This window comes from Nocardia sp. bgisy134 (assembly GCF_965341865.1).
Lineage (GTDB): Bacteria > Actinomycetota > Actinomycetes > Mycobacteriales > Mycobacteriaceae > Nocardia.
The window spans coordinates 122,147-136,357 of the sequence record NZ_CBDQZP010000021.1; the positions used below are offsets into that span (position 1 = coordinate 122,147).

Genomic DNA, 14,211 nt, shown 5'->3' on the forward strand with positions numbered 1-14,211 from the left:
ATACCCACCGACACCCTCGTCGAGGCCCGCACGACCAGGGTCCGAGTAGGTAGCCCGTGATCACGCCACTCGCCACGCGTCGGCGCGCCGCCCGTCATTCGCCTCGGCGCTCCTTCGGACGGGTCAGTGGCATGCCGAAGGCGGCGAACAGGCTTGGTTGGAGAAAGACGGTGATGGCGGCGACGCCGCTGGGGCCGGTGGTGATGACGTGTATCGAATGGGCCTCCAGGACGTCCCCTGCGTCCCGGCGGTATTCGGCGACGGCGGGTTGTCCGTTCGCGGCCGTCGGAATCAGCATGAGATCGCCAGGTTCGGCGAAAGCACGCTGGGCAAGGAACCCGGTCACGGCGTCGCGCCCGGTGAACCACAGCGGCACCGGCGGCATTTCGAGCCTGACGTCGGCCGCCAGTAGCTCGGTGAGTGCTGCCAGGTCGGCGTTCTCGAATGCCGCGCAATACCGGTCGAGCAGGTCGCGGCGCTCGGCGTCGTCCGGTTCGGTCACGCTTTCGCCGGTGGGGGCGACCTCGGCGAGATGGGCGCGTGCCCGCTGCAGAGCGCTGTTGACCGCGACAGGGGTGGTTTCGAGCAGGTCTGCGACTTCGGCGGCGCTGAACTGCACGACGTCGCGCAGGATCAGCACGGCCCGCTGACGCGCAGGCAGCTCCTGCATGGCCGTCACCACTGCCAGCCGGACGCTTTCCCTCGCGACAAGTGCCGTTTCCGGGGTCAACGCATCGGGCAACGGCTCCATCCAGTGGTAAGCACCGGCGTCACGGTCGAGACCCGCATCGGGGTCGACCGAGCCGGCGCCCAATCCATTCGGCAGCACCCGGCGGGCGCGGTTCTCCAGCGCGCGCAGGCACGCGGTCGTCGCGATGCGGTACAACCAGGTCCGCAGCGCCGCGCGTTCCTCGAACGCCGCATAGCCGCGCCAGCCGCGCAGGTACGTCTCCTGGACAAGATCCTCGGCGTCATGCACCGAACCGAGCATGCGATAACAGTGCGCGATCAGTTCGGCACGGAACGGCGCCGCCTGCTCGATGAAATCTTCCTGGACCGGCACGGTCGTACTCCTGGGTCTCGATATGGCAGGGATGGGCACCCCCTACCAGTACAGATACGTCCGGCGGCCGAAATTCATCGGTCGGCTCGCCCTCGATCGCCGAAGAAGTGCGTAGGCAACACGACCGATTGCTCGGCGTCGCACCGATGAATCGCGACGCCACGGCGTATCTGAATCAGTGGGGACCTCGAGCACATCACCAACGAAAGCGAATACGACCGTGAACGAAACACTCGAGCCCGGCGGCCTCGAAGGCACGACGGCGATCGTGACCGGAGCCAGCCGTGGATTCGGCCGCGGTATCGCCAGGGCGCTGTCGGCGGCCGGTGCACATATCGTCGGTGTCGCCAGGACCAGCGCGCATCTCGACGCCGTGCGCGACGAACTCGGCGCTACCTTCACCGCGGTGGCCGCGGACGCCGCAGATCCCGCGACTGCCAGCCGGCTCCTCGACGAGCATCGACCGCGCACGGTGGTCTTGTGTGCGGGGGCGGCTCCGTGGATGAGCCCCTTGCAGGACCAGACATGGGAGACCTTCAGTCAGAACTGGAATGTCGACGTAGCCCAGGCGTTCCACTGGACTCGCGAAGCGCTGCGGCGCCCGCTGGCGCCGGGTAGCTCGGTAATCGCGATCTCCAGCGGCGCGGCGATCAACGGGTCGCCGTTGAGCGGCGGCTACGCGGGCGCAAAGACCACCGTCAAGTTCCTCACGACCTATGCGGCCGTCGAGTCGGAACGGGCCGGGCTGGGTATCCGGTTCGTGTCCGTCCTCCCTCAGCTGACACCGGCTACCGATCTGGGGGCTGCGGCGGTGGCGGCCTATGCCGAGCGGCAAGGTGTCGATGTCGACACGTTCGTACGGTCCTCGGGACCTGCCCTCACCCCGGAACAGGTGGGCAAGTCGATACTCGAAATCGCGACTGCCGAACACCCGGTGCACCACGCGAACACGCTCACCTCCGCGGGCATCTCACCACTGGCCTGAACGACCGAAAACCGAAAGGAAGGTCATCGCAATGAACACACCGCTGATCGTCGCGCAACAGGAGTGGGAGGCAGCGTGGCAGCAGCTGCTCGTGAAGGAGAAGGAGCTGACCCGCGCACGCGACGCGCTGGCCGCCTTGCGACGGCGGATGCCGTGGCAGGCCGTGGACAAGGACTACGTGTTCGAGGGACCTGAGGGCAAGGCCGGCCTGCTCGAGCTGTTCCGGGGTCGGCGTCAGCTGATCGTCTACCGCGCCTTCTTCGAGCCGGGCGTGGACGGCTGGCCCGACCACGCCTGCCGCGGCTGCTCCATGATGGCCGATCATGTCCCCAACCTTGCCCACCTGAACGCCCGCGACACCACACTCCTGTACGCCTCCCGCGCGCCGCAGGCGGACATCGAGCGGTTGAAGGCGCGGATGGGGTGGGATATGCCGTGGTACACGATCACCGACGACTTCGACGCCGACTTCGGCGTGGACGAATGGCACGGCACCAACGCATTCATCCGCGACGGCGACCGTGTATTCCGCACCTACTTCATCCACAACCGCGGCGACGAGGCACTGGGTACCACGTGGAGCTACCTCGACATGACCGCGCTGGGCCGCCAGGAGCAGTGGGAGGACTCACCGGAGGGCTACCCGCAGACCCCGCCCTACGAATGGTGGGACTGGCACGACGAATACGGCGAGCACCCGCCGTCGCGGTGGTTCGGCGACCCCGACCCGGACAACCCCAATGATCAACGGCCGCCGCGAGCCGACTCGGAGGGCCGCGCCGCCACATGATCGACAACGCCGTTTCCGGAGCGCCGTCACGACCACGTACCGCCCTTGGCGGGTCGTGACGGCGACGTCGGTGGCCGCGCGGGTCAGCGGCGGATAGCAGGCACCGACCGGCGCCCATTACCGTGCATCCGATTTCTTGGCATACATACCACTTCAGGAGTGGACGGCCCAGCTCAACGCGGATTTCCATCTCACGGCATTGCTGGAGTTATCCCGGGTGAGCGCCGGGGAGGTTCGGCTGTACCCGCTGGTCGACCATATCGGCCGTTCCTGTTCGGGTGTGGTGGGTGTGGGTCCAGGCGTCGCGTTCGGCGGCGAACGGGTCGTCGACGACGGCCCATTCGTCGTTGATGAGCTGCGTGGTGCGCCGGTCGGGCCGGTATTCGGGCCAGCCGGGTGTACCGATGGTGACGAAGTCGACCCATGCGCGATGTACTCGGGCGGCCAGCGGTGCAGGCGCGGGCGTGCCGAGTAGCCCGTCCGCGCCCTGGAAGGTGGGTAGCAGGTTGTCGAAGACGAAGGGCAGCTCGACGATGTGGGTGGCGCCGAGTTGCCCGGCAAGCGCGGGCGAGCTCCAGCCGAACGCATAGGCGTAGGTGCGTTTGCCCGCCGCCGAGTGACTGTCGGCCATGGCTCGGCTACCGGTCCCGAACACCGCGTCCCCCAGGATGATCGAGCGCAGCCTGCCTGGTGTGGCGGTGGGATGCAGCCTCCTGTAGACCGACAGCAGCCGGTCCGGGTCGGGGTCGGCGTACTCGGCGGCTTCGGTCAGCTGTTGCAGGGTTGCCGCCGCCGCCACGCCGTTGGGCAACAGATACAGATTTCCTTCGTCGGTGTTGTGGCCGATCAGCAGGTCGACAGGTTGGCCCGCTGCGCGGGCCACGGTGGTGACGGGCTGGTCGTCGAGGACCACACCCAGCGGTGTAATCCGTTGCAGCGGGTCACGGACGGTCGCGGTGCCGAGGTCGAGACCGGTGAGCTCCGGCACGGCATCGATGAGCTGCTGATCGGTCAAGTCGGCGAATCCATCGAGTGTCGCTGCTACCCCGAGCGTCGCTGCGGCGGCATCACGCACGATCGCGGCCTGTTCGCGGCTGAATGCTGCGCTGCCGCTGCCGCTTTGCATCACGGCACGTCCGAACAGGCCGGCAGCCTCGGGTGCGGCGATTGCGGCGGCGGTGAGGATCGCCCCGGCGGACTGACCGGCCAGGGTCACCCGCGCGGGATCGCCGCCGAAGGCGGTGACGTTGCGGTTGACCCACGCCAACGCGGCAACGACATCGGCGAGGCCCCGATTCGGGAAAGCGCCGGGGATGTCGAGGAACCCGGCAATGCCCAGGCGGTAGTTCACCGTGACGACCACGACGCCGTGCTGCGCGAATCGGGAGCCGTCGAGCATCGGCGAGTGCGATGACCCTGCGACGAACGCGCCGCCGTGCAGGAACACCAGCACCGGGGCGCCGCCGGACACATCGCGGGGTGACCAGATATTGACAGTCAGGTAGTCGGGTCCGACCCGCCACCCGGGGTCGAAATACGCCGAGATATCCAGTGATCCGAAACGGCCGCGCGGTAGCTGCGGGGCGGTCGGCCCCGGCGCGGTGGCCGCACGCACACCCAGCCACGGCCGAACGGGAGCCGGCGCCTGAAAACGGCCGATCCCGACCGGCGCAGCGGCGTAAGGGATGGAGTAGAACACGGTGTGGGTCGGGTACGCAGTGCCGCGGAGCCTGCCGCTTTCCACCTCGCGCACGATATCGGCGGGTTGCGAATCGGCGGATTGTGAAGCCTTCATGGAGCGCCTTGATCTGGGTAGCGTGTGAGGAGTGCAGCGCCGCCCCGCGCGGGTGCGGGGCGGCACGACTTCGGTCAGTAGGCGGGGAGCGGAGCCCAGTTCTTGATCGCGAACGCGCTAGCGTCGCGGACGATTTCGAGGGCGCTGTGTCCGCTGAAGTGCGCGGGCAACACCAACGCGGTGTGATCGGCCGCCCAACCCAGCAGCCGAAGTCGGGTCGCCCTCGCGGCGACGGGGTCCTCGCAGAAGCAGCTGTTGTGTTCGGGGTGAGCGATCTGCAGGGGCGTATGCACCAGGTCTCCCGCGAACAGTGCCTTGTCGCTTCCTGACGCCAGCACCAGCACGCTCGAACCGGGAGTATGCCCCGGTGCCGCCCGCAACGTGAGATTCGTGTCCACGACGTATTCGTCCTCCCATAGCTGCACCTGGCCTGCGGCGTAGACCGGTGCGACGCTGTCCTCGAACACGTTCTCGTTGACACCGCCCGCGATGTTCGGGTTGTTGGCCGGATTCCAGTGCTCGTAGTCCGCACGCGGCATCAGGTAGGTGGCGTTGGGGAATGTCGGCACCCACTGCCCGTCCACGAGGCGGGTGTTCCAGCCGACGTGATCGACATGCAGGTGGGTGTTGATCACCAGGCTCACGTCCTGGGGCGCGATGCCTGCCGCGGCGAGATTGGTCAAATACCTCAGGTCGAGGTGGTCCCAGGCTTCGACCGCCGGGCGGGTCTTGTCGTTACCGATGCCGGTGTCCACCAGGATGATCCGGCCTTCGCTGCGCAGCGCCCAGGTCTGCATGGCGACCTGAACGATGTTGTCGACCGGGTCGAGGTGATCCGGAACCAGCATCGGCCGCTGCTCGTCCCAGTGCTGGTCGGGCGAGCCGGGGAAGAACTGATCGGGCGTCATGCCCACCGGCCCGTGCATTTCCTCGACCCGCAACACGGTGACATCACCGAGCACAATCTCATTCATCAGGTTCCTTCGCTGCGTGTTCCCGACGCCGTGACCGGGTGCCGGACGGCTCATGGGCCGTGCCACTGAGTTTTCAAGTGCCCGACGTCGGTAACCACACCCTGCGAAGGCGCCGCTGGCGCGGGTGCATCAACGGTGTCCACACCCCGGCAGGGTCAGGACAACTCTGCATCCGGCAGCGACAATGACGTGATGAGCGACCGCGAAGACCAGTCCGGACAGCTTGGGGCGTTCCTCAAGGCGTGCCGGGCCAGGGTGCGACCCGAGCAGGTGGGGCTCACGCCCTACGGCGAACGTCGCCGTGTCATGGGACTGCGCCGCGAGGAGTTGACCCTTCTGGCAGGGGTCAGCCCGTCCTACTACGCCCGGCTCGAACAGGGCAAATCCCGCAACGCCTCCCCGGAGGTCCTCGACGCCATCGCCGCCGCACTCGCGTTGACCGCCACTGAACGACGACACCTGCACGCACTGGCCGAGTCCGCAGGCCGCCGCCGCCTCACGCGCCCGGCACCCGTCGAGCACGCTGACCCCGCCCTGCTCGAGCTGCTCAACGCCATGCCATTGGTACCCGCGCTCGTGCTGGGTCGCCGCAGCGATGTGCTCGCCTGGAATCCGCTCGGCCACGCCCTGCTCGCCGCGAATCTCGACCCCGACTGCCCGGCGGTCCCCGGTCGCAGACCGAACATGACCCGGATGGTGTTCCTCGACCCCGACACCCGCGCGCTCTATGCCGATTGGCCGCGCAAGGCCCGCGCAGTCGTCGGCAACCTGCGGCTTATCGCTGGCGCCCACCCCGACGACCCAGCACTGGCGTCGTTGATCGGCAGCCTCACCATGGCCAGCCCGGAATTCGGCACCCTCTGGAACGACCACAGGGTCCAGGCATGCGCGACCGCCCACTACCAGCTGCACCACCCGCTGATAGGGGGCCTCACCGTCACCCAACAAACACTGAGGTCGGTCGAACACCCCGACCAGACCCTCGTCACCTGCACAGCCCCACTCGATTCCCCGTCGGCATCAGCACTGGCCATCCTGACCCATTTGGCTCAGCCGGCCGAGCCGCCCGCACGCCGAGCGGACAATCGGCTCAGAGCGGTTTGAACGGGTACGAGTTCGGACCGGTCACCACTTCGATCAGCTCGCTGGTCGAAGACTCCGAAGGCTTTGTCATCCCGCCGCTGTTCGGTCTGGTCATCACCGGCCGAGCGTTCGTCGACGACTTCGGCATCAAGGGGCGCAGCAAGCTGATCGCCTCGCAACAGGCGGCCGAGTTCCTCTTCGATCGTGATGAGATACTTCGGGAATATTCGTCCGGGCTGGACGAAAACGGCGAGATCATCATCGGCCTCTGACGTACTGATACCGACCCGGGGGGGACGTAACTCATGACCTTCTACCTGATCGACCCCGAGATCCCTGCCGACTTCGGCCAGGTCAGTAGAGACTCCAGCTATGACCCTCCGCGAGTGGTCTCGGCTCATTTCGAGTTTCACCACCCAGTTGACGGCGAACTGATCACGTCCTACAGCGGCGCGTACGCGGTGACGAAACCGCTGGCCGATGCTCTGGCCGAGAGCGAACTGACCGGCTACGAGTTCGGTCCGGTTACCGCCTCCATCAGTGCTCTGGTCGAAGACCCTGGTGGCCTTGTCATTCCTCCCCTGTTCGGGTTGATCATCACTGGCCGGGCGTTCATCGATGACTTCGGCGTCCAGGGCCACAGCAATCTGATCGCTTCCGAGCGCGCGGCTGAGTTCCTCTGGAATCGTGATGCGCGCCTTCGAGACTGGGCAAACAGATTGGATAGAGACGGCAACATGATCCTTGATTTCTGAGGTGTCGTGATCTCGCAGTTGCGCTGATTCGACCGTGGGTGTCCCGGGTGCCTCGTCGCGGTCGACCAGGGCCTGCTGCTTCCACCGGTACAGGGTGGCTTCGGTGACTCCCAGATCGCAGGCAACGTCGGCGACTCGACATCAGGACAGCCCAAAGCCGGTCCCCAACCCGTCACGGTTCAACTTCCAAGCTGCTGCGAGCCACGCAAAAGCGACCTGAGAATGCGCGCCATCTGGGAACTCGAAATTTCTGAGAGCCGTTGGCGGGGAGGCACATCGGGTGGGTTCAACGGTGGGAAGGATGCTGACCTCATGCAGATAGGCACGTTCGAACAGGTGCGTTTCGGGAGTATCGCAGTTGGAGAACGCATCGAACGATCAACCGCCGCGCGCATTGTGGCGGTGGTGTGAGTGTATGCGTGGGGGGTGGCCTGGTCTCGCGGATCTAGAAGCCGTACCCACGCTCATGCCGCTTCCTGCGTGGTTTCGGGTTGCGGACCGGGAATCGACTCGCGCGAGGGTTCACTGCCCGGTCTGCGGGGTCCGGGGCCGCTCTGGGCCGACACGACGAGGGGACGGACATCGGTGGCGGAATGGGGTTCTGCGGGCCGGGCTGGTCGCGGGAACTGTGCGGCAATCCGTTGCCCGGCGGTTGTGGACATGGCGGTACTCGGCCGGGGTCCTCACGACGTGACCCAGGGGCGGAGGTCCCGCGTCCCGCTGCGGCTCGATTGCCGGAAAGTGTCTGGCGCGCTTAGGATCTCAGCATGCCGTATGCGCTGTATGCCTGGGGGAACTTCATCGACGAGGTCGGCTTGGACCGGGATCCGGGGTGGCTCGACCAGGCGCTGCTGCGCGGCGAGCGCGATGTGGTGAGCGACTTTCTGATGATCGGGGACACCGAGACGCTGCGGGTGGACGGGCCGGGGACGATCTTCGAGGTCGACGGGGAGCTGGTCGACGGGCGCGATCTGGTGGGGCGTGATCTGAGCAGCGCCGACTGGCGGGTGGAGCAGATCCTGGTGCGGACGAACGGGACCAGGGAGGACGCGCTGCGCATCATGGCGGTGGTCGAGGAGGACGGCGACTACGCGATCGACGATGCGCCGGAGGGGAACCCGATCGGCCTCGGCGAGGTCGTGACCACCTGGGCGGACCAGCACGGTCAGTGGGATCTGGCCCTCGTCCGCCTCAGCGTCGTGGGATAAGGATCTCCACCGTCACCCCAGCTGCTGGAGCAAGAAGCGACACGGCGCTGACCGAGAGGTTCTGAGACCGGATCCGATACCGGCGCCCGAGTAGTCAGCGACGAGCTGCCCGGGCGAGCATGCCGTCGACGACCACATCGCTGTTGGTAGTCGCGCAGCGGGCGAGTAACGCGTCACCCCATGGGATCTCAGCGGCGGAGGAGAGTGCGATTCCGCCAGCGGTACTCGGCCAGGGAAGCAACGACTTTCGGAGCGACCGCGAGGAGTCTGAGGCTCGCGAGTGGGGAGACACTGGACCGGACGTCGAGATAGGAGTACTTCGACTGGGGCATTGCCTGCTCCTTGCGCGAGTCCGGGGTCTTCATGACTGTGTCGGCGAGCCGATCGCGTTCCCGGTGGTGATTTCCGAGAGGGTTTCGATGACCTCATGGGCGGCGCGTTCGCCGGACTCGATAGCACCCTCGATGTATCCGGCGTGCTCGCCTGCGGTCTCGGTTCCCGCCCAGTGGAGGTGGCCCACCCGCTCCGAGGAAGCGGGGAAGCATCCCTGGTCGTGTCCGATGTCGGGCAGAGCCGTGTAACCGCCACCGACATACTCGTCCAGGTGCCACGGCTTTTCGTGCCAGCCCGCGGGTTTCAGGACGGCGGGGCCGAGGTGGGCGCTGAGCGGGCCGAGTACCGCGGTGCGGCGGGCGCCGCTGTCGAGCCCATCGAGGTTGCGCGCTTCGGGGCCCGCGATGAGTACACACAGGTGGCCGGGTCCGCCCGGTGGGGAGGTGTCGAATACCGCCATACCGGGATCGGTGAGGACCATCAGTTCGGCGTGTGTGCGTTCGCGCCAGAACGGGCGGTCGTAGACCGCGATCGCTTTGTACACCGAGCCCATGTAGGTGTTGTCCTGCAATCGGGTTCGCGCAGTGGGAAGTTCGGGGTGGTGTTCGATTCTCGCTGCCATCGGCGGCGGGACGGCCACGATGACTTCGGCGGCGCGATAGGTCCCGGATGCCGAGTGAATCGTCACGCCGGTCTCGTCGCGGTGCAACGCCGTGACAGCGCTGTCGAACACCACCCTGCCCTCGAGTTCGGCGGCCAGCCTTTCGGTCAGCGTCCCGGCCCCTTCGAGAACCAGGCTTTCCTGCGCGCCGCCCGCGGTGGAGAGCATCGTCGTGAGGCCGCCCTGGTAGCGGATCATCTCGAGGAAAGCGTGCATCGAATAACGGTCGAGGTCGGCGGTGGTGGACACCGAGACGAGGACTTCCAGCAACCGTCGCGCTCGGCGTCCCGGCACGTATCGCAGCCACGACTGCACAGTCTGCGTCCTCCATGCTCGGGGTGCTCCGAGTCGCGCTGTGATCTCCCAGATCAGCAGTGCAGTGGTGGCGGCCGCTGTGGCCAGGCTGGGTTTTCTGATGCGCAAGTCGCCCTCGACGATCTCGGGCCGCTTGGGTGTGTGCATCTGGAATACCGTCGTGCCGAGTTCGGCGGCGAGCGCCTCGAAACGGTGATGCCCGTGGCCGATCCACTGGCCGCCGAGGTCGACTCGCGAGTTCAGAGCGGTGGTTTCGGCCATCATCCGCCCGCCGGGCCGCGCGGCCGATTCGAGCACTACGACCTCGATGCCCCGCCGATGCAACTCACGGGCTGCGATCAGCCCGGCCATGCCTGCGCCGATCACGGCAACCGTGACGGCTCGCGGCATGTCCTCGGCGTTGGACGTGTCGTTGATCTTCTTCTGGGTCATCGCGTCTCACTCCAGATGGCGAACCGTGGGCCGAACAAAGGGGAGGAACCTGTGGCTGGATCCGGGATGTGTCGGAGCCGAGCACCTGATGGACTGGTCCGTCGCGGCCGACCCGACTCCGTGAGACTTCTCGTTTCGATCCGAGTGAAAAGACACACACTAAGTCGGACAACCGTACGAATCACGATAATGCGAATGTGACCCGAGGCGCAACAGGGGGCGAATCGGGGGTTGACGGACTGCTAATCCGCGTCGGTGAGAGCTCGGCTCCCACGGCGCGCCGTGCTGCGCGCGACCGGCTGCGGATCGGCGAACAGGACCAGCATGTCCAGCGCCTGATTCAGGTCTCGCTGGGCGCGGCCGGGATCGGGCTTGGACGCGTATTGCAAGATCAGCCCGTCGATCTGAGCGAGCGCGAGGCGACCGAGCGTGTCGAAACCGACCGCGCAGCGCTCCCCCGCGGCTTGGGCGGCCTGCTCGCAGAACTCGGTGACAACCGAGCTGTAGCGCTCGTACTGAAGCTGAGCCAAGCTACCTTCCGCCTCGCTGCGCAGGGAATACGCCATCAGCTCGTACTGCATGATCTGCAGCCCGACCTGATTGTCCACCAGCTTCTTCCAGAAGCTGGTTATGCCGTGCCGGAGGGCGTGCTCGACCCCCTTGTCGAGCTCGAGCTCCGCGCGCAGTGCGTCGGAGATGTCGCGGATGAGCGTCGTGATGACCGAACGCAGCAGCTGGTCCTTGGTCGGGAACACGTAATGCAACGTGCCGAGCGGGATACCGGCCTCGCCCGCGACCGCGCGCAGCGTAGTGGCTGGCACGCCTACCTCGCTGAGCACCTTGATGGCCGCTGTGACGATCTGCTCCTCACGCTCGGACGCCCTCACGTAAACCACGGTTCTCCTCGCTCCCTCAGCAGACGAACTTCGCCACAACTGTTGCACACCTCAGTGGCGTGACCTATCTTACAGTCGTACAACCGACCGAGTTTCGCGTGAAGGATCCGAACATGACCGATGTCGACGTTGTTGTAGTGGGTGCCGGTCTTGCCGGCTTGACCGCGGCTAGAGCGGTGAAAGCCGCCGGCCACAGTGTGCGGGTGCTCGAGGCGCGAGACCGGGTCGCCGGCCGCAATCTCGGGGCCACGCTGTCCAGCGGGGTTCCTCTCGAGATGGGCGGACAGTGGATCGGACAGACACAGACCGAGGTATTGAAACTGGTCGACGAATTCGGTCTGAAGACGTTCCCGACCTACGACGACGGCGAATCGGTGACGCTCTACAACGGCACAGTCACTCGCTACGGCGATGCAACCTTCGGCCTGTCCGACGAGGCGGCCGAAGAAGTCGGTCGCCTGCAGGCCGAACTCGAAGCGCTGGCCGAAACCGTCTCGCTGTCTTCGCCGTGGACTTCTCCGCAAGCGGCCGAGCTGGATCGCCGAACCGTCGACGAGTGGCTGCGGGCCAACACGCAGAACGCGGAAGCGCTCGCGTTCTGGGGCGCGGTGGTGCCCGCGCTGTTCTCCGCCGAGTCGTCCGAGATGTCGCTGCTGCACTTCCTTTTCTACATCAGGTCCGCAGGCATGATCGACGTCCTCGTCGGCGTGACCGATGGCGCGCAGGAGTTGCGTATCGTCGGCGGCACACATCAGATCTCCGAACGGCTGGCCGACGAACTCGGCGACGATATCGTCTCGCTCGACGTCCCGGTCCATTCGATCGTCCACGACGAAGACGGCGTGAGCGTGTCCTACTCCGGCGGAACGATCACCGCCGGGTATGCGATCGTCGCGATACCGCCGACCCTGGCCGGTCGATTGCGCTACGAGCCGGCCCTTCCCGCCACGCGTGACGGACTCACCCAGCAGATCCCGATGGGGTCGGTGATCAAGGTCCAGGTCGCCTATCCGACGCCGTTCTGGCGCGACTCGGGCCTCAACGGGTTCGCCTTCAGCCTCGACGATGCGCTGAACGTCACCCTCGACAACTCGCCGCCGGACGAATCATGCGGTGTCATCGTCGGATTCTTCGAAGGTGCTCACGCCCGGACCGCGGCGCGTTGGAGCGCGGCCGAACGACGGGCTGCCGCCGTGGCGACTCTGACCAAGCTGTTCGGTCCCGAGGCCGCAGAACCGGCCGAGTACGTCGAACAGAACTGGATGGAAGAGGAATTCACCCGCGGGTGTTACGGCGGCCGACTGGGCGCAGGCGTCTGGACGCAGTACGGAGCGGCGCTGTCCGAACCGGTCGGGCGCATTCACTGGGCGGGCGCGGAAACGTCCGACATCTGGAACGGCTACATGGACGGCGCTGTCCGATCCGGATACCGCGCGGCGGCCGAAGTCCTCGAACGCTGGGATTCCTGAAGTCGAAGGTCATCCCCCGCATCAGCGCCCGCGCGGGTAGCGAGGGCGATCACGGGTCGGGTCGAGCATCGCGACAGCACCCGGTCGAACAGCACATCCTCACCGCGGCTCAACGCCGAGCGCGCAATCCGGTCGATCCGGCCCGCCGTCGGCGGCTCCAGCTTCCGCCGCCGAAGCTCGGCCAGCAGATGCTCACGCAGCCGCTCACCACTGCGTTCGATCCGGGTCACATGATCGGGAGTTGCGCCGTTTCGCGGGAGGCATTGTCGACCTCGGCGCGGATCGCCGGCTTCACGTCTTGGCCGATCTGGGCGTCGGCGAGCGCACGGCCGAGATCGGTGCGGCGTTCGAGGAAGGCCTCCCCTTGGGTCTGCTGGACCCCGAATTCGGGGTCGGTGCTGGTGCCGATGAGTAGCCGTTCCGCGTCCGCGCGCAGCTGGCGGTGGGCGAGTTGCCTTGTGGTCCGCGGTTCGACTGCCACACAGTAAGGCGCGGAACCACATCGGACCGATATCTGACGGTACCGCCGTGGTTGTGGAAGCAGCCCCGGCACGCGGACCTGTCCCTGTCTTCGCAGCGGCTCCGAGATCCGGCGCCCCGATTACCTACCCCCAACGTTGCGTGACACGGCGCTGGCAAACTCGCTGGATGCGCGACCGAGAGGTGGCGCACCTGCGGTTCTCTACAGCGGCTCCCACCTTCCCCCTATACATAGTTAACCGAATGTGCGTAAACTGTGACCAAGCTGATATCAAAAAGACGGCCGAGCAGGTTGGCGGCCCTGTAAGCGCTAGGTCGAAACGACCGTACGTCCCGCGAGTTGCCCATGAGGTCGGCGAGCAGAAGTTCGCAGCCGGCTCGCAACCCGCGAGGTTTGTTTACATCTCGTCATCATATTGAAGATCGACCCCCGCGACACCGCCGCGGACAGCAATAACGAGACGGTGGCCGCGATTGCGTGACGCTGCCGGACAGCTGAGCGCTTCCACAACACCAGAACTGCTGTATCGGCGAGCCTCAGCGGCTCATCTTACCGGGTCTGCGCTATCCGACCACGTTGCAGAACCCGATCCCCTGTCCAAGACACCGAGTCACAAGATCACCATAGCCACGAAGGAGCTGCAATGCGCAGGAAGGTCGAAGACGCACTACATCAGGATTTCCATCGATGGAGCGAACTGGTCGACCGCGCCGCACACGCGGACAACGAATTCGAAAGGGAGAAACCCGCTTTGGCTGCGGGAGAGCTGGAAATGAAGTGGATCCGCACCGCCGCCGAAGACTGGAGAACACTGCACGACCAGTGGTGCGAAAGAATCGACCGGACGCGATCGAGTGCGAAGTCCGAATACGCTCTGTTTTGAGCCCTATCACCGAATCGACCTGCGCATGTGAACGGTCGACGAGCACCACGAACTCGAGCGGTCTTGTACCGGCGACGTCTCAGATCGG

At 66.1% G+C, this 14,211-nt stretch carries 14 protein-coding genes; 8 read left to right on the top strand and 6 right to left on the bottom strand.

What is annotated here, in order from left to right; translation table 11 throughout:
* Positions 1–94: 94 nt before the first annotated feature.
* A complete protein-coding gene (locus tag ACRWNM_RS30350) occupies positions 95–1,063 on the bottom strand; it encodes an RNA polymerase subunit sigma-70 (RefSeq protein ID WP_431971559.1) in 969 nt (322 codons plus the stop codon).
* 220 nt (positions 1,064–1,283) lie between these two features.
* Between ACRWNM_RS30350 and ACRWNM_RS30355 the strand changes: the two genes are divergently transcribed.
* Both ACRWNM_RS30355 and ACRWNM_RS30360 read left to right on the top strand, forming a co-directional pair.
* Complete coding sequence (locus ACRWNM_RS30355) at positions 1,284–2,048, top strand: SDR family oxidoreductase (RefSeq protein WP_431971560.1); 765 nt, start codon at positions 1,284–1,286, stop codon at positions 2,046–2,048.
* 31 nt (positions 2,049–2,079) lie between these two features.
* Complete coding sequence (locus ACRWNM_RS30360; RefSeq protein ID WP_431971561.1) at positions 2,080–2,838, top strand: DUF899 domain-containing protein; 759 nt, start codon at positions 2,080–2,082, stop codon at positions 2,836–2,838.
* Between the two features lie 208 nt (positions 2,839–3,046).
* Here ACRWNM_RS30360 and ACRWNM_RS30365 read toward each other — a convergent pair whose 3' ends face one another.
* Together ACRWNM_RS30365 and ACRWNM_RS30370 are read right to left on the bottom strand one after the other, a co-directional pair.
* Complete coding sequence (locus tag ACRWNM_RS30365; RefSeq protein WP_431971562.1) at positions 3,047–4,633, bottom strand: carboxylesterase/lipase family protein; 1,587 nt, start codon at positions 4,631–4,633, stop codon at positions 3,047–3,049.
* A gap of 74 nt (positions 4,634–4,707) precedes the next feature.
* Complete coding sequence (locus ACRWNM_RS30370; RefSeq protein ID WP_431971563.1) at positions 4,708–5,607, bottom strand: MBL fold metallo-hydrolase; 900 nt, start codon at positions 5,605–5,607, stop codon at positions 4,708–4,710.
* A 192-nt stretch (positions 5,608–5,799) separates the two neighbouring features.
* Between ACRWNM_RS30370 and ACRWNM_RS30375 the strand changes: the two genes are divergently transcribed.
* The 4 genes from ACRWNM_RS30375 to ACRWNM_RS30390 all read left to right on the top strand — a co-directional run bounded on the left by ACRWNM_RS30375 (position 5,800) and on the right by ACRWNM_RS30390 (position 8,653).
* Positions 5,800–6,711 (top strand): helix-turn-helix domain-containing protein, encoded by a 912-nt coding sequence (locus tag ACRWNM_RS30375; RefSeq protein WP_431971564.1) that lies wholly within the window; start codon positions 5,800–5,802, stop codon positions 6,709–6,711.
* Positions 6,708–6,962, top strand: coding sequence for a hypothetical protein (locus ACRWNM_RS30380; RefSeq protein ID WP_431971565.1), 255 nt, complete (start codon positions 6,708–6,710; stop codon positions 6,960–6,962). Before ACRWNM_RS30375 ends, ACRWNM_RS30380 begins: the two co-directional genes overlap by 4 nt.
* Positions 6,963–6,995: 33 nt before the next feature.
* A complete protein-coding gene (locus ACRWNM_RS30385; RefSeq protein ID WP_431971566.1) occupies positions 6,996–7,445 on the top strand; it encodes a hypothetical protein in 450 nt (149 codons plus the stop codon).
* Between the two features lie 767 nt (positions 7,446–8,212).
* The gene (locus ACRWNM_RS30390; protein ID WP_431971567.1) at positions 8,213–8,653 is read left to right on the top strand and encodes a hypothetical protein; all 441 of its coding nucleotides are present in this window, start codon (positions 8,213–8,215) and stop codon (positions 8,651–8,653) included.
* A 361-nt stretch (positions 8,654–9,014) separates the two neighbouring features.
* Here ACRWNM_RS30390 and ACRWNM_RS30395 read toward each other — a convergent pair whose 3' ends face one another.
* The gene (locus ACRWNM_RS30395) at positions 9,015–10,394 is read right to left on the bottom strand and encodes a flavin monoamine oxidase family protein (protein WP_431971568.1); all 1,380 of its coding nucleotides are present in this window, start codon (positions 10,392–10,394) and stop codon (positions 9,015–9,017) included.
* Positions 10,395–10,636: 242 nt separating this feature from the next.
* A complete protein-coding gene (locus tag ACRWNM_RS30400) occupies positions 10,637–11,290 on the bottom strand; it encodes a TetR/AcrR family transcriptional regulator (protein ID WP_431971569.1) in 654 nt (217 codons plus the stop codon).
* A gap of 113 nt (positions 11,291–11,403) precedes the next feature.
* Between ACRWNM_RS30400 and ACRWNM_RS30405 the strand changes: the two genes are divergently transcribed.
* Complete coding sequence (locus ACRWNM_RS30405) at positions 11,404–12,759, top strand: flavin monoamine oxidase family protein (protein WP_431971570.1); 1,356 nt, start codon at positions 11,404–11,406, stop codon at positions 12,757–12,759.
* Positions 12,760–12,985: 226 nt separating this feature from the next.
* Here the strand turns inward: ACRWNM_RS30405 and ACRWNM_RS30410 are convergent, their stop codons facing one another.
* The gene (locus ACRWNM_RS30410; RefSeq protein ID WP_431971571.1) at positions 12,986–13,240 is read right to left on the bottom strand and encodes a hypothetical protein; all 255 of its coding nucleotides are present in this window, start codon (positions 13,238–13,240) and stop codon (positions 12,986–12,988) included.
* Between the two features lie 643 nt (positions 13,241–13,883).
* Here ACRWNM_RS30410 and ACRWNM_RS30415 point away from each other — a divergent pair.
* Positions 13,884–14,123, top strand: a complete 240-nt coding sequence (locus tag ACRWNM_RS30415) for a hypothetical protein (protein ID WP_431971572.1) — start codon at positions 13,884–13,886, stop codon at positions 14,121–14,123.
* Positions 14,124–14,211 lie beyond the last annotated feature (88 nt).